Here is an 18,864-nt window from a genome sequence, read left to right on the forward strand (position 1 = left end):
CTTCCGGGGAGCCTTCCGGGACACCCTCCGGGATCCCTTCCGGGGAGCCTTGCGGGACGCCCGCCGGGATCCCTTCCGGGACGCCCTCCGGGACGCCGCCTTCCGGGACGCCCTCCGGGATGCCCACGGTGACGGTGCCGGTGACGTGGTGGCCGATGCCGTTCGTGCCGACGACCCGCACCACCGCCGTACCGTCCGTGACCTCGGTGACGGTGCCGCGCAACACCATGGTGTCTCCCGGGTAGTTGGGGGCGCCCAGACGGATGGCGACCTTGCGCAGGGTGCAGCGGGGGCCGAAGTGGTCGGTGATGTAGCGGCCGACCAGCCCGTTGCTGGTGAGGATGTTCATGAAGATCTCCGGGGAGCCCTTCGCGCGGGCCGCCTCGGCGTCGTGGTGCACGTCCTGGTAGTCACGGGAGGCCAGGGCTCCGGCGACGATCAGGGTGCGGGTCAGGGGGATGGTGAGGGCAGGGAGCTCGTCACCGGCTTTCACGGGGCCTCCGTCCGGGTCCGGGTCGGCTGGTCCGGGCGGGCGGCCGGCGTCGAGCGCTCCCCGGTGAGCAACTCCCCCAGATCCTCCAGGGCTTCGGCTCCCGAGCCCAGATATCCGGCGAGCTGTCGGCCCCAGAGGAAGTGCCGGTGAACGGGGTGGTCGAGGTCGGCGCCGATGCCCCCGTGCAGATGCTGGCCGGTGTGCACCACGCGGGTGCCCGCCTCGGACGCCCACCAGGCGGCGGTCAGCGCATGCGGTCCGGCATCCAGGCCCGCGTCCCGGCGCCAGGCCGCCTCGTAGGCGGTGAGCCGGATGGCCTCGATGTCCATGTGGGCGTCGGCGGCGCGCAGCAGCACGCCCTGGTTCGTGGAGAGCGGGCGGCCGAACTGCTCGCGGGTGGTGGTGTGGGCCACCGCGCGGGCCAGGGAACCGGCCGCGACTCCGGCCTGGAGACCGGCGAAGGCCGTCCGGGCGAGGGCCAGGATGTCGGCGTAGGCGTCGCGGACGGCGGGCCGGGCGGGGTGGGGGAGGGCGCTGGGGGCCGGGGCCAGGCATTCGGCTCGGGCGTCCGGACCCAGGCGTTCGGCCGGGGCATCCGGGCCCAGGCGTTCGGCCGGGGCGTCCGAGCCCAGGCGTTCGGCCGGGGCATCCGGACCCAGGCGTTCGGCCGGGGCATCCAGGCCCAGGCGTTCGGCTCGGGCATCCGGACCCAGGCGTTCGGCCGGGGCATCCGGGCCCAGGCGTTCGGCCGGGGCGTCGTCCAGGGTGAGGCGGCCCGCCGACCACGGTGCGGTGGTCTCGACCGGGTCCCACCGCACACCGGGAGCGTCGGTGCGTACGAGCCACAGCGTCCGCGTGACCCCGTCCGGCACCAGCACATGGGTGGCCGCGCACAACCACGGCACCACGGGCACGACGCCGGTCAGCCGGCCCGTCCCGTCCGCCGTCCTGTCCGCCGTCGGGTCCGCCGTCGGGTCCGACCTCCCGTCCTTCGTCCCGTCCGCCGTCGGGTCCGACCTCCCGTCCGACCTCCCGCCCGACCTCGGCACGTCCTTCGCCCCGTCCGCCGTCCCGTCCTCCGCCCCGTCCGCCGTGCCCTCGGCCCGTACGCCGCCGCGTCTCGCCGGGAAGGCCCCGGTGGCGACCGCCTCGCCGGTCCGCAGTGGCGGCAGCAGCCGCGCCCGCTGCTCCGCGCTGCCGTGGGCGCCGATCGCCAGCAGGCCGTACACACAGGTGGCGGCGAACGGCACCTGCGCCGTCGTACGGCCCTGCTCCTCCAGCATCAGGACGAGCCCGAGCAGACCGGTCTCCTCCGCGGCGCCTGGCAGGCCGGCCGCGCACAGCGCCTTCCAGAGGGCGGCATCGGTACCGCTGCCTCCTGCGGCGAGGCGCTCCGGTGTGGACAGGTCGCCGAAGATCTCCGCGGCCAGCTCACGGGCCGCCGCCTGTTCCGGGGTGGGCGTGAAGTCCATCTCACCCCTCACCACCCTCGGTCACCCGGAAGACCGGCAGCTCCAACTCCTCATCCGCGCACAGGAATTCGAGCCGTACGGGCATCCCGATCCGGACCTTGTCATACGGGACGCCGACGATGTTGCTGACCATCCGCACCCCCTCAGCGAGCTCGATCAGCCCGACCGCGTAGGGACTCGCCGTGCCGGAGTCCGCTGCGCCGGGGGCCGTTGCGCCGGGGGCCGTCGCGTCCGGGCCCGCCCCGTCGGCCGGGGTGTCGGCCACCGTGAACGCGGGGAACGGCGGATGGTGCATCACGACGTAGGAGAAGACCGTCCCCGCGCCGCTCGCCTCGACGGTGTCCCACTCCGGTGACCCACAGGTGTTGCACCCCGGCAACCAGGGGAAACGCAGCGTCCGGCAGCCCGTGCAGCGCTGGATCAGCAGCCGGTGCCCGCGAACGCCCTCCCAGAAGCCGGCGTTGTCGCGGTTGATGACGGGGCGGGGGCGGCGGGGCCGGGGGTGCTGGAGGGGCTGGGGCTGGGGCTGGCCGACCGTCTCGGGGGGCCGCTCGTCCGTCTCGGGAGGCCGCTCCGCCGTCTTTGAGGACCGGTCGACCGTCTCGGAAGGCCACTCGTCCGTCTTGGGGAGCCGTGCAGCCGGTGCGTACTTGAGGACCCGGAAGCGATGTGTCCCGGCCGGTTCGCCGTCCGCCCGGATATCCATCCGCGTCGTGATGAAGTGCCCGACACCCAGCTTCGTGGTCTTGCACTCCGACACCGATTCGATCACCGAGTCGAAGGTGATCCGGTCACCGGGCCGCAGCGGCCGCAGATACTCCTGCTCGCAGTCGGTGGCCACGATGGATGTGTACCCGGCGCTGTCCAGCAACCCGGACAGCTCGTCGTACGCCCCCGAGCGGTCCGCATGGCCGGACAGGCCGCCCATCGTCCAGGCCTGAAGCATGGTCGGCGGGGCGACGGCATCCGGCCCCTGGTAGGCGGGGTTGGTGTCACCCACGGCCTCGCACCAGTGCCGGATCATCGGCTCGTTGACCAGGTCCTTGCCCACGCCGGGAGCCGAGGTCGGCCGGCCCTCATAGGTCTTGAGCTGCTCGTATACGAGCCGCACCGGGTTCATCGCCGCCCCCTCCGCATCCCCAGCCGCATCGTCGCGACGAGCTCCCGCTGGACCTCGCTCACGCCGCCCCCGAAGGTGTTGATCTGCGCCGCACGGTTCATCCGCTCCAGCTCCCCGTCCCCGAAGACGCCCGGCGAACCGGCCCGTACCAGGGCGGCGTCACCGGCCACCTCCTGGCACATCCGGTAGACCTCGACGGTGCTCTCCGTTCCCGCGAACTTGACGCCGCTGGCGTCCCCGGGGCTGAGCGTCCCGGCGCCCACCTCGTCGACCAGCCGCCAGTTCAGCAGCCGGGTGGCGGCCAGCCGGGCGTGCGCCTCGGCGAGCCGGGACCGCACCCAGGGTCGGTCGGCGGGCCGCTCGCCGGTCTCCAGGTCCGGTGTACGGGCGTACGTCAGCGCCGCGTCCAAAGCGTCCTCGGCCTGCATACCGAGAGCGGCCAACGCGACGCGTTCATGGTTGAGCTGATTGGTGATCAGCTGCCAGCCGCCGTTCTCCTCCCCTACGAGGTTCCCGGCCGGGACGCGGATGCCGTCGTAGTACGTGGCGGTGGTCGTCAGCCCGCCGACGGTTTTGATCGGCGTCCACGAGAAACCAGGGGCGTCGGTCGGCACCAGGATGATCGAAATCCCCCGGTGCTTGGGCGCGTCGGGGTCGGTGCGACAGGCGAGCCAGATCCAGTCGGCCCGGTGGGCGTTGCTGGTGAAGCTCTTGGTGCCGTTGATCAGCCAGTGGGCGTCCTCGGGGCTGCCGCCGGGGCCCGAGGCGTCCTGGGTGGCGGCGCTGATGCTCGCGGCGCCCTTGGGGGTGCCTTCGGCGCCCGGGGCATCTTCGGTGGCGCCGGCGGTGCCCTCGGCGTCCTCAGTGGCGCCTCCTATGTTCTCGGCTCCCGTGGTGGCGCCGACGGCGCCCGGCTGCTTCACCGCGCGGGTACGGAGTGCGGCGAGGTCGGTACCGGCCTCGGGCTCCGTATAGCCGATCGCGAAGACGAGCTCGCCACTGAGGATGCGCGGCAGGAAGTAGTCCTTCTGCTGCTGGGTGCCGTACTTCATCAGGGTCGGGCCGACGGTGTTGAGCGTGACCATCGAGACCGGCGCGCCCGCACGATACGCCTCGGCGAAGAACACGAACTGCTCGTCGGGGCCGCGGCCCTGTCCGCCGTACGCGGTCGGCCAGCCCAGCCCCAGCATGCCGTCGGCGCCGATCCGGCGCAGCACCGCACGCTGCGCCGCGGCGTCCTCGACCGGCCCGTCCGGCAGCAGCTCCCGGAAGTACGAACGGAGTGCGGCGCGCAGCCGCTCCTGGCGCGCGGTGGGGGCGAGGTGCACGTCGGCGGCCTCCCCTTCTGGTGGCCGTACGCCCGGTGCGCTGGGTCCGGACGTACGAACGAGCGAGCGGGTTTCTGACTGTCCGTCAGAAACCCGCTCGCTGTCAAGGTCGGCGCAGTGAACCCCGGAGAAGCCCCATTCCCTCCGTGCCGCCCCTGACGTCTCCCCTACCGGACGGCCGCAGCACCCCCTGGCCGCCGCGCTCCCCGGGCGGCGGACCCCTGGGCGGCGGGCCGGATCACTCGAAGTTGTTGAAGGTGACGGTGGAGTTGGTCTGGTCGATGTCCGTGGGACCGGCGGAGCCGTTCACACTCGCGGTGTTGTTCTGATTGGAGGCGCCGGCACCGTTGGCGACCTGCTGGCCGGTGGTCGAGTTACCGAGGTTGTCGCCGCCGACACCGGTCCCCGTCTGGCTCGTCGCCGCCGAGCTCGACCCACTGGTCGCGAAGCCACCGTTGTCGGCCTGCGCGACACCGGTGAAAAGGGTGGCCGCAAAGGGCAGCGCGGCGGCAACGGCGAAGACGCGGGCGGTACGGATGCTTGCCATGTCTCTTCTCCTCCTACGGAACACGACTGTTGAACTCCGCTTTCTCATCCGGCAGTTGGCCGACCACCGCGATCCTTGCCTCGACGTCGCGAACTCAGCTTTGCCCATGAACCTCCGCCGAACCCGCCACGAGGCGTGATTCCCCCGCAAGCATGAGAAACCTCGGGTAAACCCCTGTCGCACGCGTACCGCCGGTCACACCCTTGCGGCGATGCCGAGCCTGGCGGGCAGGCCCGCCCGGGCGCGGCCGACGAGCCCCACCCCCGGCGCATCGACGCACCGGCGCGCGGGTCAATGCACACACGCCCCCCTTCCCTTCGTCGAACATTCGTACGAAAATAGAGCCATGGCCATGCACCGCCGCCATGCCGGAAGACCGACCGACCACCCGCCCGACCCATGGGCCAACAGCCGACCCCATCCACGGGGAGGCATGCCGCCTGCCCCATGGCGCGGCACGCCGCCCGATCCGTCGGGCGGCAAGCAACCCGACCCGTGGGCCGAGCGGCAACCCAATCCGGGGGCCAAGCGGCAACCCGATCCGCGCGCCGGGCAGCAGCGCGACGCGTGGGCCGAGCAGCAGTCCGACCCTTGGGCCGAGCCATGGGCCGACCTGCGCCGCCGCACCCTGCCCACGGAGGCGCCCAGCACCACACCGGTGGACCGGCCCGCCACCGCGCCCACGGACCCGTCCGCAACCACACCCACGGCCCCGCCCGCCACCAGGCCCATGGACGCCCCCACCGCGCTCACGGACCCGCCCGCCGCCGCGCTCACCCAGGCACTCCTCGCCGCCGAGGCCGGCTACCCCGTCATGCCGCTGACCCGCAGCAAGCTCCCCGCCATCCGGTCCCCGCACCGCGGGCACCCCGAGACCCCGACCTGCCGCGGCGCCTGCGGCCGGCTCGGGCACGGCGTACACGACGCGAGTACCGACCCGCTCACCGTCCGCCGTATGTTCGCCGCCGCACCTTGGGCCACCGGCTACGGCATCGCCTGCGGGCGGCCCCCGCACCACCTCATCGGCATCGACCTCGACACCAAGAACGGCGCCGACGGCCTGACCGCCCTCCGGTTCCTCGCCGAACAGCACGGCTTCCCGCTCCCGCCGACCGTCACGGTCCTGACCCCCAGCGGCGGCCGCCACCTCTGGTTCACCGGCCCGCCGTCCCCGCCCGTACCGAATTCGGTCGGCCGGCTCGCCCCCGGCATCGACGTCCGCGGCGCGGGCGGCTATCTCGTCGGCCCCGGCTCGCTCACCACCCACGGCCGGTATGTCCTGGCAGCGGACACACCACACCTCCCCGCCCCCGTGCCGGACACCCTGCTCACCCTGCTCACGGCCCCGCCCCCGCCCGCCCACCGCGAGCCGCCGTACGGCGTCCCGCCCCAGCCCGCCGCGGCGCTCATACGCTTCGTCCGGTCCTCCCCGCGCGGCCAGCGCAATGCCCGCCTCTTCTGGGCAGCCTGCCGCGCCCAGGAGTCCGGCCTCGGCCAGGAACTCGCCGCCAGGCTGACAGAGGCCGCCTGCCACACCGGCCTGTCCGCAGAGGAGGCCCGAGCAACGATCGCCTCGGCGGCCCGCCACGGCTAGCCCGCCGCGGCTAGGTTCTGTCTCTCTGGTCATTAGCGCCGTGTCCAGATGAGGATGGCGGCGAGGTGGAGAGCGGCTTGGTAGGCGATCGCGAGCTTGTCGGTCCGTGTGGCGAGGCCGCGCCACTGCTTGAGGCGGTTGATGCACCGCTCGACGGTGTTGCGCTGTTTGTAGGCGTCCGCGTCGAAGCCGGGTGGGCGGCCGCCTCGGCGGCCTCGCCGCAGGCGGTGGCCGATCTGGTCGGACGGCTGCGGGATGACCGCGCGGATCGTGCGGCGGCGCAGGTGGCTGCGGATTGAACGGGATGAATAGGCGCGATCTGCCAGGACCGTGACGAGGCGGGTCCGGGGCCGGCCGGGACCGGTTCTCGGCACGCGGATGCGGGCCATGACCGTCTCAAAGGCGGGCGCGTCACCGGCCTGGCCCGCGGTGACGGTCAGAGCCAGGGGTCGTGCACGGCTGTCCGCCGCCAGGTGGATCTTGGTGCTCAGCCCGCCGCGGGAGCGCCCCAGCGCGTGGTCGGCTGGCTCGTTGCGGCAGGCTGCCCCCTTTTGAGGGCTCCTGCGGCGTGTTGGTGGGCTCGGACAACGGTGGAATCGACCGACACGGTCCAGCCGATGTCGGCATCGGCGTCGGCCGCGGCCAGGACCACGGCGAGGATCTTCTCCCAGGTGCCGTCGACTGCCCACCTGATCAGGCGTTTGTGAGCGGTCTGGAAGGAGCCGAGTTCGGCAGGCAGGTCCCGCCATGGCGAGCAGGTGCGGTACTTCCACGCGATGGCTTCCAGCATGCGACGGTGGTCGGCTCACCGTCGGCCCCGGGGCGGATTGGCCGGCATCAGCGGCTCGATCCGGTCCCACATCGCATCACTGATTACTAGCCGGACGGACATATCCGATCAACCGTCCAGCCCACTGGAGAGACACGCGCCCCTCGCGAGTCCCGCAACAGCACCCGTTGACCCGTTCGCGTGACCCGACGAGTAGCTTTGCAACAGCCGCACTTGGGGGGAACGATGGCCTTCGGTGAACTCTTGACGCTTGCGCTCCTCGCCATGGCAGTTCTGGGGATGACCGGTGCAGGGCTCGGTATCTACGCCCTGATCTGCAACCGAGTCCCTGGACGATGGCTCGGCAAAACAGTACGCAACCCCAGACTTTGGGGAATCGGCATGCTGTTCATGGTCTCCAGCTTGGCCTTCGTCTCATGGACGCCCCTCATCATCGGGCTTGGGATCACTGTGACCGGACACGCCGTCAAGCCCACCGGGTGACCCAAGCTCGTCACTCATGCGACGGCGCCAGCGCCGCCAGAGCGGGTCAAAGAGACAGGCCCTAGGGGCCCGTCGGTCAATTGCCCGTCCAGAAGGGGAAGCCTGAGGAGAGAGGGCCCGGCGCGGCCTACCCCTTCCGCGCCTCGATCAGGAACCGGGTCGTCTGTGCCACGAACGGCCCTTCCTCGCGGATCTGCGCATCCAACTCCCGCAGCCGATCCCCGTATTGGGCGACCGTGAAGCCGGGCACCATCCACACCACCTTCCGCAGGAAGTAGATGACCGCCCCGATGTCGAAGAACTCGGTCCGCAACGACTCCGCGCGCAGATCGACCACCTCAAGGCCCGCCGCCTCCGCCGCCCGGCGCGCATCCTCGGGATGACGGCCCCGCCGTACGTGCTCCGGCTGCGGCCCCAGGAAGTACTCCACCAGCTCGAACACACTCGCCGGACCGACCTGTTGGGAGAAGTACGTGCCCCCGGGCCGCAGCACCCGGGCGATCTCCTCCCACCACACCGTCACCGGATGGCGACTCGTCACCAGGTCGAACGCCTCATCGGCGAACGGCAGCGGCGGCTCATCCGCATCGGCCACCACCACGGCACCGAGCGGATGCAGCAGCGCGGTGGCCTTGGCGACATTCGGCGGCCAGGACTCCGTGGCCACCATCACCGGCGGCAGCTTCGCCGCGCCGGCGAGCACCTCGCCGCCGCCCGTCTGAAGGTCCAACGCGGCCGACGCACCCGCCAACCGCTCACTCATCGCCCGCTGGTATCCCCACGAGGGCCGTTCCTCCGTGGCCCGCCCCGCCAGCCACGAGAAATCCCACCCCTCGACCGATACGGCCTCGGCCTCGGCCACCAAGTCCTCAAATGATCGCGCCATACCCCCACGATCACCGCAAGAGACCTACCCTGCCAGCGATTTTCCCCACCCGCCCCGCAACCTGCCATCCCGCCCCGCGAGCCCTGCACCCAGGCCCCGCGCCCCCGCCCCGCGCGCTGCACCCGGGTCCGCACCCCTGCCCCGAACCCACTGCACCCGGGTCCGCACCCGCCCCGCGACCACAGGGTCAGCGCTCCTCGCCGGGCTCCACAGGGTCAGCGCTCCTCGCCGGCCTCCACCAGGAAGGCCAGCTCCGGCCGGTCCCACATCACCGCGGGCGGATCGGCCCGCACCACACCGACCGGCCGGGCGCCCACGCTCCGGTAGAAACCCTCGGCGGGCGGATGCGACACCACGCGCACGCGGTCGAGCCCGGCCCGCCGCGCCTCGTCCCGCATGTGCGCGATCAGCCGGCGCCCGATGCCGTACCCCTGCGCCTGATCCGCCACGAACATCAGATCCAGCTCGGCCGGCTCCACGAGGAGCGCATAGAAGCCCCACACCCGCTCCTGCTCACCGGGGCCCGCACCACCGGCGGCCTCCTCCACGGCAACGAACACCCGATGCGCCGCGATGTAGTCCGGCCCCACCCGATACCCCTCGACCATCGAGGAATACCGCCCCTCGTACGCGCGAGAACTCCGCACTAGCCGAGTGAGCCGTCCGGCATCCCGCCCTTCGGCCCGCCGGATCACCACAGCCCCCCGCCGGGACCCACCCTTTTCCCCCGCCCTCCGCGCACCCACCGTGACCCCTGCCCACTTTCCGCATCATGCCGGGAAGACAATTCCGAATTCCACCACCACTTTACCGCGCCCTTCTCACGGCAATCCCACAGCAACCCCACCCCCGCAACAATCCCCACCTCACAGCAATCCCCGCCCCGCAGCCGCCGTTCTTCTTCCCGGCAGCCACACGGCAGAGATTCCACGCGATGCCACGTAATTCGGCTAGCCCTCCTCCGGGAACGGAACACGCAGCTGGTCCCAGGACTTACGCCCCGGCCACCCGTCCGCATCCGAGCCCGAGTATCCCAGCGCACTCTGGAAGGCGGCATAGGCCTGAAGGTGCTTGTCATTCCACTTCGGCCCGGGGCCACTGAACCCGTAAGCGGCGCCGCACCCTTCCTCCACGAGGCGCAACCCCATCATCTGGATGATCGGGCTGGTCGGCAGGGTCTTGAACCATTCGCCACCGGGGAACGGAACGAAGCTGGGATCGCCGGGCTGCGGCTCTCCCGTCGTCGCCTTGGCGACAAGAAGCCGCTGGCCCACCTTGATGACGTTCGGATCCGGAATGTTGTTCCAGATCTGAAGCTGCTTCACGGTGGTACGGAAACGGGAAGCGATACCGGAAAGCGTGTCACCGGCAACCACGACGTAGTACTTGTCCTGTGTCGTCTGTTGAGTACCCATGACACTCACGCTAGAAGCGTTTCCAGACACCCGCATGTTTTCCCACGGCAGCCCCCGACCACCCAACTCCCTCCCTGGACGAACCCCACCCCACGACAGCCCCAGACCCAACCCAATCCAACCCAACGAAAGAAAGAATGCCTCAATAAAAAGTGGCGCATTAAAAAGTGGCGCCATAAACCAATCCAGCTGGGTGGCGATCCGGACCATCGATCACCGCGGTCGCAGCGGTCGCAGCGATCACCGTAACCGCCGTGACCGCGTGACCACCGCAACCGCCGCAACCACCCCGTCAAAGAACCGACAGCTCAAAGGCGTTGGCAATGGCCTGGTATCCGGCGTCGTTGGGGTGCAGCCCGTCCTCGTAGACATAGCCCGGCCGTGGCCGCTCCGGGTGGGCCGGGTCCGCCAGGGCCTTGTCGAAGTCGACGACCGCGTCAAACGCCCCGCTGGTGCGTATCCAGTGGTTGACCTGCGTACGCAGCCGCTCCACCTTGGCGGCATGGTCCGGGTAGCCCGGATACCCGCTCAGCGGCACCAGCGTGGCCCCGATGGCCTTGATCCCCCGCCCGTGCGCGGCGCGGATCAACGCCCGGTACCCCTCAGTGATCTGGCGCGCCGAGACCGGCTTGTGCGACGACGGGAAGCAGGGGCCCGTGGACCAGTTGGCCCCGACATCATTCGCCCCCAGCTCGACGATCACCGTACGCACCCCCGGCCGGTCCAGAACGTCCCGCCGGAACCGCGCGATGCCCTTCTCCCCGAAACAGGAACTGCTGGTCAACAGCATGTTCCCGGCAATGCCGGCATTGACCACACCAAGGTTCCGGCGGCCGGCGATCAGCCGCTCGCCGAGAACGTCCGTATACCGGCCGTTGGCCTCCGCTGTGGCCCCCACCCCATCAGTCGCCGAATCCCCCAACGCCACGACCGTGTTCCGCGACGCCCGGAACGGCCCTGAGACATCAACCCCGCTGAGGAAGTAAGACGACTGCGACGACTCGCGGTACGCCTTGGCCAACACATCGTTGAGATGATTCCCGGCAGCCCGGTAGGACCCGGCCAACCCAACCCGGTGGAAGGTCGCCGGTCCGGTCTCTCCGGCGAAGTACAACGTGACCACCAGATTCTCCAACGGTGACGTGGACAGCTTCACCGGATCGCCGACCGCCTCCCCGCCCGCCGGGATCACCGTCGAACCAGCGTGCCGGAAGCTCACCTTCCGCGCGGTCCCTGGCCATGCCTGCGCCCCGCCCCCGGACCGCGCGATCACCGCCCCGTCCACCCGCAGCGGCTTCTTGCCGTACCGGTTGGACAGCCTGATCCGCACCCGGTCCCCGCCGACACCGACCCGCAGGACCTGACGCACCGACTGATGACGGAACCCCTGCCTCGACCAGTTGGGAACGTCATCCACATCCCCCTCAAGAGGCTGCTGCACCGCGGCCCCCCAAGCCTGCGCCCACCGCGAGCCCCCGTCCCCCGCGGCATACGCCTCACCTCCGGCCCCGCCCGCCGCCGGGACCACCACCCCCATCAGCGCCATCACCGTCACCACCGCCATCGCCACCCCAGGAACCCCACGCCTGGCAGCCGGCACGCACCGAAAGAGACCCATAGACCTCTCGCCTTCCCCTCGTCAGCACATGCGCCCCGTTCGACCACAACCGCAACCGACTTCGGCCGCCGCTCCCCGAGGCACATCCGCAGTCTCAGCCCGGCCCATGGACCACCACATCTGCCATTCGGCAGAGAAGCCACCCATTCCGCTTCTCCGGCAAACGAACCGGTTCGTCGCGCCGCCGGGACCTCGGACCGGAGGATTCCTGTGGACGAGGTTCCAACTCCCCACCCGAAAATGGTGGTTACTGCTTCCCTCAAGACGGACCGATACGGTCTCAGTCATGGACATCAGCGAAGACGAGTACGAGGAATTGCGTCGGCTCGACCGGCTCAGGTCCGACAACTCGGCCCTGAATGCCTGGCTGACCATCCAGCACGCAGAATCCCCCGCTTGGGCCGAACAGGCCCCTGGCACCTGGGACTTCAGCCTCGGCTCCCTCGTCCGCCTCGAAGCTCTGATCCGCGGCCGATACTCCGACGTCGAGCAGGCCCACCAGCACGAAGGGGGCGACTTCCTCCAGACCGCCTCCTGGTACGTCGGGGAAGTCCACAACCGGCACTTCGGCACCGTGTGGCAGTACCACCCCGATTTGATGGAGATCCCCGGCGCGTGGCCGTTCGTCACCGTGCCCTTCGACCGGCTCTTCGAATTTCCCGACGAGGACGGCATCGAACCCGACGGCCGGCCCCTCTACACGCCCGTGAAACGGCTCTGCGGAATCCTCACGCCCGACAATGGCCACCTCGCCACCGACCCGGGCATCTACACCCCGACTGACGCCGCTACCTAAGGGCTGTCCCCCAGGCGCGGCCGGCATGCGCAAGATCAACGTCGGCACCGCGCTGAACGCCGCGTCGACCGGCGCGGTACGGAGTCGGCCCGACGCCGGCCCCGCAGCGGTCGGCCCCCGCACCTGCACGGCCCCGGGCCGGGATGCGAGGGCCGGGACCGTGTCTCGGTTCTGCGGGTGCCGAGTAGCTCCTAGCCGGAGGTCACGAGCCGATGACCGCGATGGACTTGATGGTCGCCCCCGGCTTGGTCTGCCCCCAGTGGTGGCTCTTGATGTCGACGCGCTTGCCGGTGCACGAGACGTCGCTGTACACCCGGATCGTCCTCTTGGTCTGGTTGGAGACGGTCTTGCCGCTCCACGGGTAACAGCCGTGCGAGGGGTTCACGCCGCTGGTGCGCTTCGTTCCGCCGAAGTCATTCTTCGACCAGGTGCAGACCGAGCCCTCCCGGCAGACGGACGAGGCGGATGCGGTTTGGGCGGTGGCGAGCGGCAGCGTCGCGATGAGAGCGGCGCCGCCGAGCGCGATGAGCTTCGTCCTCAAGAGTGGTACTCCTGTTCCCCTATGGATCATGGTCGGGGACGAGCATCCCAGCGCTTGCTCGCCACAGCCAATCGCATTTCAGCCAAGCTCCGCGGCGCCACGCTCGGCTCTACTGCTTCCCCCAGCTGTTGGCCGGCCACATAGTCCCAGGTAGGGGGCCTCCGGCAGGCCGCGGATGCTGGTCATGGTGCATCGCCTGCGGCCGCGAACACCGAGCAAAACCAGCTCTTTTGACGACCCGCCGAGGGCACTGGACTGGTGAAAGGCTGTACGCCCGTCACTGGCCAGCGGCTTGGCCCACACATCGCCCACAGGGCAACAATCGTCCACAGGGCAACAACCGGCGTGATGCACCCGGACAGGGCGACAACATCAAGCGCAGGACAAGAACTGAGCCATTGTTAGGCCGCCCCTGTGGTGGGCCGACGGAGTTCAGGGCTTACGTGAACCGGCCCACCGCCGCCGGCTGACCGGGACGTGCATGCCTGTAGCACGCCCGGCTCAGGGCTGTGCCTGACCTGAAGGTTGTGGCTGACCTGCGAGAGGAAAAATCCGCCATGATCGAAAAGGAGGGACCCGCCAAGGATCAAGGCCACGGGCGGCTCAGCGAGCCTCTTCCTCGAGGCGCGAATTCTCGACCCGGGCCTGGCTGATAGCGGCGGTTACTTCACCGGTAACCGTCGCTCTGTGTTAGCGCGCCGCGTTATCGTCACGAACGAGCCGGCACATCAGCTTTTTTTGGGGGGACACATGGCAACTGTCAAGACGCTCGTGTGCTTAGCAAACTCGCGCAAGAATGCGGGCCGATGTGTGGCGGGCATGGTTGACGGGGGTTCAAGGCAATGGATACGCCCGGTCAGCACCCGCCCGAACCGTGAAGTATCCGAATACGAGCGGCAATATGCAGACACATCGGACCCAAGGGTCCTCGACATTATCGCCGTGCCACTCCGCCACCCTCAGCCACGCAGCTACCAGAGCGAAAACTGGCTCCTTGATCCCCATTACTACTGGGAGAAGACCGGCCGGGCCAAGTGGGACACGCTGCTCATGCTGGAGCAGCATCCAAAAACCTTATGGATCAACGGACACAGCACATTTCACGGCAACAACAACCGTGTGGCAATTGAACAAGCGCACACTTTACCGGACTCACTCAAGCTCATCCGCGTTGACGGCGTAACGTTACAGGTGCACGCCCCTAGCGCAGCGTTCGGCGACATGCGGCTGGTCGTGGACGCACACTTTCGCTATGCCGGATGCACATACATACTGCGACTGACTGATCCCGAGTATGAACAAACGTACCTGGCCAAGCGGGAAGGGACCTACGAACTGAGCGAATCTTTCCTTACGGTGAGTCTGGGTGAACCGTACGAAGATTACGCCTACAAATTAGTGGCAGCCATCATCGAGCGAGCAAAGATTTAAGCAGGCAGCAAGCAATGACACTGAATACCGTGTTCACCGTCGGCCACTCCACGCACAGTGTTTCACATTTCCTGAGCCTACTTCACAAGCATGAAGTCACGGCGGTCGCCGATGTGCGGTCGACACCCGCCAGTCGGTTCACCCCCCAGTTCAACCGAGATGCAGTGAAGCGTAGTTTGTGCGAGTCCGACATCAAGTACGCCTTCCTGGGCAAGGAGCTCGGAGCGCGTACGAAAGACGCCACATGCTATGTCGACGGACAGGTACAGTACAGCCGTCTCGCCCGGACCCCGGATTTCGTCAGCGGCATCAACCGCCTACTGAAGGGTGCACAGAATGAGCGAATCGCCATCATGTGCACTGAACAAGAACCACTCGAATGCCATCGCTGTGTCCTCGTCGCGCGAGCGCTCGAAGAACGCGGGATCACCATCGACCACATTCATGGCGACGGGCATATCGAGAGCCACGCCATGGCAATGCAACGCTTGATGGCCAGTTTCGGGTTGGACCAGGACGAACTATTCCGCACGCCGGCTGAGCGCCTCCAGGAGGCGCTCAGCCGCCAGGAAGACCGGATTGCGTACGTCAATGAGGAGCTTCGCGTGAACGGGACGTCGGGAAAATGAAACTATACACAATCGGCTTTACGAAGAAGTCCGCAGAAAAGTTCTTCGGGCTATTGCGCAAAGCTGAGGTGACAACGTTGATCGATGTCCGGCTGAACAACGTCTCACAATTATCCGGCTTCGCCAAGCGCGACGACCTGAAGTACTTCCTCAGCGAGATCTGCGACGTGCAATACGCCCATCGTATCGATCTGGCGCCAACCCAGCCCCTGCTCGACGACTACAAGAAGCACGGCGCCAGCTGGACATCCTACGAAGACCGCTTCCTGGAATTAATGAAGACCCGTCACATTGAGAACACCGTCCCACGGGAACTACTCAACAACGCAGTCCTGCTTTGCAGCGAAGACAAGGCGCAGCATTGTCATCGCCGACTGGTTGCCGAATACATGGCGCAACAGTGGGGCGACGTCTCGATCGAGCATCTGACATAACCCCCGCTCCGGGAGGACGCACGAAACGGCGCCTGCCCCCCGAAACCCCGGCCCGCCACTGGCCCGTAACCCTGGTCAGCGCCTGGGTACAGGCGAACCAGGGTGAGACAGGGGGAGACACGACGAACGCAGAAGGGGTGCCCCGCCGAAGCGGGACACCCCTTCTGACCAGCTAATTCGCTGACCTCTGCGGAGGCTGTGGGATTTGAACCCACGGTGACGTTGCCGCCACGACAGTTTTCAAGACTGTTCCCTTAGGCCGCTCGGGCAAGCCTCCCCGCGGCACCTGTGCGCGGGGCGCGTGGGTGTCGCGGGATCAGACTAGCGCGTCACTTGTCGCCCGTGCGCTGGCCCAGGGTGACATGGGCCGTGTGCTCCTTGCCGTCGCGCTTGTAGGTGAGGGTGACCTCGTCGCCGGGCTTGTGTTGCCAGATCTCGCTGATGAGGGTGGGGCCGCTGTCGATCACCGTGTCGTCGAGCTTGGTGATGGTGTCGCCGGGGCGGAGGCCGGCCTTGTCGGCGGGGCCGTTCGGGGTGACGGCCTTGGAGCCGTTGTTGCCGGTCTGGGCGATGGTCGCGCCGTCGCCGGTGTCCCGCATGCCGACCTGGACGCCGATCTGCGGGTAGACCGGCTTGCCGGTCCGGATCAGGTCCTGGGCGACCCGCTTGGCCTGGTCGATGGGGATGGCGAAGCCCAGGCCGATGCTGCCGGACTGCTGGGACTCGCCGCCCAGGCCGCCGCCGTTGCCCGCCGACTGGATCGCGGAGTTGATGCCGATGACATTGCCGGCGGCGTCCATCAGCGGGCCACCGGAGTTACCGGGGTTTATCGAGGCGTCGGTCTGCAGGGCGCTCATGTACGAGGCGCTGGTGCCGCCGCCGTCGCTGGAGGCCACCGGGCGGTCCTTGGCGCTGATGATGCCGGTGGTGACCGTGCCGGACAGGCCGAAGGGGGCGCCGATGGCGATCGTGGCGTCGCCGACCTGCACATTGGAGGACTTGCCGAGCGGGAGCGGGTTGAGCGGGGCGCCGGAGGCGTTCTTCAGCTTGATCACGGCGACGTCGTAGCCCTGGGCGTTGCCGACGACCTCGGCGTCGTACTTCTTGCCGTTGGAGAACGTCGCGGTGAGCTTGCCGCCGCCGGCCGCACTGGCGACGACGTGGTTGTTGGTGAGGATGTGGCCCTGCTTGTCGTAGATGAAGCCGGTGCCGGTGCCGCCCTCGCCGGTGGCACCCTGCGCCTCGATCGTCACGACGCTCGGCAGCGCCTTCTGCGCTATCCCGGAGACGGAGGTGGGCTTGCGGTTCAGCGCCCCGGGGTCGCCGGGCGCGGAGACCGTCGTCGAGGCGCTGTCGTTCTGGCCCGCGGCCCAGAAGCCGATGCCGCCGCCGACACCGCCGGCCACCAGCGCGGCCACCAGGACCGCCGCGATCAGGCCGCCGTTACGCCGCTTGGGCGCGGGGCTGCCGACGCCCCAGGGATCGCCGCCGTACGGAGGCTGCTGGCCCCAGCCGCCGCCCGCTCCGGGGGCGCCATGGCCGGTGCCCGGGTACGGCGGGATCTGCGCGGTCTGCTCGGTGGTGGGGTCGTCGCCGGGGTGGCCGAAGCCGGGCTGCGGAGGGTGTCCGGCGCCCGGGGCCGAGCCGACGCTCGGGGCGAAGCCCGGCGGGGGCGGCGCGTACGGGCCGTCGGGAGCCTGGGCGCCGGAGGCGGACGCGGGGGCGCTGTCCGGCTGCGGCCCGGCCGGCGGCTTGGCCTCCGACGGGACGGCGGCTCCCTCGTTCTCGGTGCTCACAGCTCTCTCCTCAGCTTCATGACTGTCGGCTCCCACGGCCTTGGCAGGCTGCTTCCCTGTCGCCCCGGATCTCATCCATGGCCGAGATCGGGGCGGGCCGTTTCTTCCGGGGCTTGCAGGTCGGCCGGACCCTGGGGGTGCGTCCGGGTGGTGCGGTTCTTCTGGGGCCGGCGGGCCTCGCGGTCCGCCGGGTGATGCGGTTGTGCCGGTCCGGCGGGCCTGGGGCCCTCCGGGTCGTACAGCTCCTCGTGCCGGTGGACGGGGAACCCCGTACTCCAGGATCAAGGATCCCGGCGATACGGGCGAGTCCCGGTCCGCCGGTCCGGGGCCGCCGCCGTGGTCCGCAGGTCCCGTCCCGCACACCCGGCCGTGCGCGAGCCCCGGCCGCGGGCCCGTCCGGTGATCCGGGCGGGCGGCATGAGCGAGTCTCCCTACCACCCTTTCCCACCGCGCGTCAGAGCACCGTAAGTCGAGGCTGTGACTGTCCCCTCATCCTTTATGCCGGACAAAACCGGCGCATCCCCTGTTCCGGCACCTTGGGGAAGCGCCCGGCGGCCCCTCGGTGGCGGATGGCACGATAACGCGGTGACCTATGCACGCCCCGCCCAGGACGCCCGTCCGGGCCGTCCCGCCATGTCCGTCATCGCCCATCGCGGTGCCTCGGAGGACGCCCCGGAACACACCCTCGCGGCCTACCGCAAGGCGATCGAGGACGGGGCGGACGCCCTGGAGTGCGATGTCCGGCTGACCGCGGACGGGCATCTGGTCTGCGTGCACGACCGGCGGGTGAACCGCACGTCCAACGGGCGCGGCTCGGTTTCCGCCCTGGAGCTCGCCGACCTGGCCATGCTCGACTTCGGCTCCTGGAAAGGCGACGGTTCCGCGAACGACGGATTCGCGAACGAGGCGCCGGACCGGCAGCACGAGGACCCCGAGCTGACCTCCGTCCTCACACTGGAGCGACTGCTGGAGCTGGTCGCCGACGCGGACCGCCGGGTCGAGCTGGCCATCGAGACCAAACACCCGACGCGCTGGGCCGGACAGGTGGAGGAGCGGCTGGTCGAGCTGCTGACCCGGTTCGGGCACACCAATCCGGCCATGCGCAGCGACTGGACGCCCGCGGTCCGGGTCATGAGCTTCTCGGCGCGCTCACTGCATCGCGTACGGGCCGCGGCGCCCTGCATCCCCGGCGTCTACCTGATGCAGTTCCTCACACCGCGGCACCGCGACGGCCGGCTCCCGCCCGGCGTCGGCATCGCGGGCCCCGGGATACGCATCCTCCGCTCGCACCCCGACTACGTCGCCAAGGCGCATCGCGCCGGCCACCTCGTCCATGTCTGGACCGTCAATGAGCCCGCCGATGTCGAGCTGTGCCAGGAATTGGGGGTGGATGCGGTGATTACGAACCGCCCCAAGCAGGTACGAATCCAACTCGGCCTTGGGTAGAGCCCCTCACAGGGTGTGCACCGGCGCATTCGGCCCGTATTCGAT

The 18,864-nt window shown here is 69.4% G+C and carries 17 protein-coding genes, 1 tRNA gene and 2 pseudogenes; 7 read left to right on the forward strand and 13 right to left on the reverse strand.

The annotated features are described in order from the left end of the window. Positions 1-109: 109 nt before the first annotated feature. From TU31_RS07140 to TU31_RS07160, 5 genes and pseudogenes are all read right to left on the reverse strand, one after another. Positions 110-493, reverse strand: a pseudogene (locus TU31_RS07140) (MaoC family dehydratase); the annotation flags it as partial. Continuing rightward, positions 490-1,965 (reverse strand): acyl-CoA dehydrogenase family protein, encoded by a 1,476-nt coding sequence (locus TU31_RS36575; RefSeq protein WP_042150790.1) that lies wholly within the window; start codon positions 1,963-1,965, stop codon positions 490-492. The pseudogene TU31_RS07140 and the gene TU31_RS36575, both read right to left, overlap by 4 nt. A gap of 1 nt (position 1,966) precedes the next feature. Continuing rightward, a complete protein-coding gene (locus tag TU31_RS07150; protein WP_042150792.1) occupies positions 1,967-3,085 on the reverse strand; it encodes a bifunctional MaoC family dehydratase N-terminal/OB-fold nucleic acid binding domain-containing protein in 1,119 nt (372 codons plus the stop codon). Further along, the gene (locus TU31_RS07155; protein ID WP_042150794.1) at positions 3,082-4,413 is read right to left on the reverse strand and encodes an acyl-CoA dehydrogenase family protein; all 1,332 of its coding nucleotides are present in this window, start codon (positions 4,411-4,413) and stop codon (positions 3,082-3,084) included. The genes TU31_RS07150 and TU31_RS07155 overlap by 4 nt, the downstream gene beginning before the upstream one ends. 238 nt (positions 4,414-4,651) lie before the next feature. Continuing rightward, positions 4,652-4,960 carry a hypothetical protein gene (locus TU31_RS07160; RefSeq protein ID WP_042150796.1) on the reverse strand — a complete coding sequence of 103 codons (309 nt, stop codon included), beginning with the start codon at positions 4,958-4,960 and terminating at the stop codon, positions 4,652-4,654. Positions 4,961-5,393: 433 nt separating this feature from the next. On the opposite strand from TU31_RS07160, the gene TU31_RS07165 reads away from it, so the two are divergent. Continuing rightward, on the forward strand, positions 5,394-6,554 hold the full coding sequence (locus TU31_RS07165; protein ID WP_078885598.1) for a bifunctional DNA primase/polymerase: 1,161 nt from the start codon (positions 5,394-5,396) through the stop codon (positions 6,552-6,554). Between the two features lie 32 nt (positions 6,555-6,586). Here TU31_RS07165 and TU31_RS36580 read toward each other — a convergent pair. Further along, positions 6,587-7,446, reverse strand: a pseudogene (locus TU31_RS36580) (IS5 family transposase). Positions 7,447-7,569: 123 nt separating this feature from the next. Between TU31_RS36580 and TU31_RS38480 the strand changes: the two are divergent. After that, a complete protein-coding gene (locus TU31_RS38480; RefSeq protein ID WP_158894284.1) occupies positions 7,570-7,827 on the forward strand; it encodes a hypothetical protein in 258 nt (85 codons plus the stop codon). Between the two features lie 127 nt (positions 7,828-7,954). Here the strand turns inward: TU31_RS38480 and TU31_RS07180 are convergent, their stop codons facing one another. The 4 genes from TU31_RS07180 to TU31_RS07195 form a co-directional block, all read right to left on the reverse strand. Next, the gene (locus TU31_RS07180) at positions 7,955-8,713 is read right to left on the reverse strand and encodes a class I SAM-dependent methyltransferase (protein WP_042150800.1); all 759 of its coding nucleotides are present in this window, start codon (positions 8,711-8,713) and stop codon (positions 7,955-7,957) included. A gap of 215 nt (positions 8,714-8,928) precedes the next feature. Continuing rightward, positions 8,929-9,459 (reverse strand): GNAT family N-acetyltransferase, encoded by a 531-nt coding sequence (locus TU31_RS07185; protein WP_042150802.1) that lies wholly within the window; start codon positions 9,457-9,459, stop codon positions 8,929-8,931. 204 nt (positions 9,460-9,663) lie between these two features. Continuing rightward, positions 9,664-10,128 (reverse strand): LysM peptidoglycan-binding domain-containing protein, encoded by a 465-nt coding sequence (locus tag TU31_RS35815; protein WP_052718841.1) that lies wholly within the window; start codon positions 10,126-10,128, stop codon positions 9,664-9,666. Between the two features lie 292 nt (positions 10,129-10,420). Further along, entirely contained in the window at positions 10,421-11,692 is a 1,272-nt protein-coding gene (locus TU31_RS07195) for an SGNH/GDSL hydrolase family protein (protein ID WP_245698467.1), read from the reverse strand. 340 nt (positions 11,693-12,032) lie between these two features. Between TU31_RS07195 and TU31_RS35820 the strand changes: the two genes are divergently transcribed. Next, the gene (locus TU31_RS35820) at positions 12,033-12,542 is read left to right on the forward strand and encodes a hypothetical protein (RefSeq protein ID WP_052718843.1); all 510 of its coding nucleotides are present in this window, start codon (positions 12,033-12,035) and stop codon (positions 12,540-12,542) included. A 202-nt stretch (positions 12,543-12,744) separates the two neighbouring features. On the opposite strand, the gene TU31_RS07205 is transcribed toward TU31_RS35820, so the two are convergent. Further along, a complete protein-coding gene (locus TU31_RS07205) occupies positions 12,745-13,083 on the reverse strand; it encodes a peptidase inhibitor family I36 protein (RefSeq protein ID WP_042150803.1) in 339 nt (112 codons plus the stop codon). A gap of 750 nt (positions 13,084-13,833) precedes the next feature. Between TU31_RS07205 and TU31_RS36585 the strand changes: the two genes are divergently transcribed. Genes TU31_RS36585 through TU31_RS07215 form a run of 3 tightly spaced genes read left to right on the forward strand, consistent with a single transcriptional unit; the run spans position 13,834 to position 15,577 of the window. After that, entirely contained in the window at positions 13,834-14,514 is a 681-nt protein-coding gene (locus tag TU31_RS36585) for a dual OB domain-containing protein (RefSeq protein ID WP_078885601.1), read from the forward strand. Between the two features lie 29 nt (positions 14,515-14,543). Beyond that, positions 14,544-15,143, forward strand: a complete 600-nt coding sequence (locus TU31_RS07210) for a DUF488 domain-containing protein (RefSeq protein ID WP_219819188.1) — start codon at positions 14,544-14,546, stop codon at positions 15,141-15,143. Next, a complete protein-coding gene (locus TU31_RS07215; protein ID WP_042150809.1) occupies positions 15,140-15,577 on the forward strand; it encodes a DUF488 domain-containing protein in 438 nt (145 codons plus the stop codon). The genes TU31_RS07210 and TU31_RS07215 overlap by 4 nt, the downstream gene beginning before the upstream one ends. Positions 15,578-15,767: 190 nt before the next feature. On the opposite strand, the gene TU31_RS07220 is transcribed toward TU31_RS07215, so the two are convergent. Together TU31_RS07220 and TU31_RS07225 are read right to left on the reverse strand one after the other, a co-directional pair. Continuing rightward, positions 15,768-15,854: transfer RNA gene (locus TU31_RS07220), tRNA-Ser, on the reverse strand. A gap of 52 nt (positions 15,855-15,906) precedes the next feature. Next, positions 15,907-17,373: a S1C family serine protease gene (locus tag TU31_RS07225; protein WP_042150811.1), complete on the reverse strand. Its 1,467-nt coding sequence runs from the start codon at positions 17,371-17,373 to the stop codon at positions 15,907-15,909. 585 nt (positions 17,374-17,958) lie between these two features. Here TU31_RS07225 and TU31_RS07230 point away from each other — a divergent pair. Then, positions 17,959-18,819 (forward strand): glycerophosphodiester phosphodiesterase, encoded by an 861-nt coding sequence (locus TU31_RS07230; protein WP_045867298.1) that lies wholly within the window; start codon positions 17,959-17,961, stop codon positions 18,817-18,819. The last annotated feature ends 45 nt before the right edge of the window (positions 18,820-18,864 follow it).

The organism is Streptomyces lydicamycinicus (assembly GCF_000829715.2).
Classification (GTDB): Bacteria; Actinomycetota; Actinomycetes; order Streptomycetales; family Streptomycetaceae; genus Streptomyces; species Streptomyces lydicamycinicus.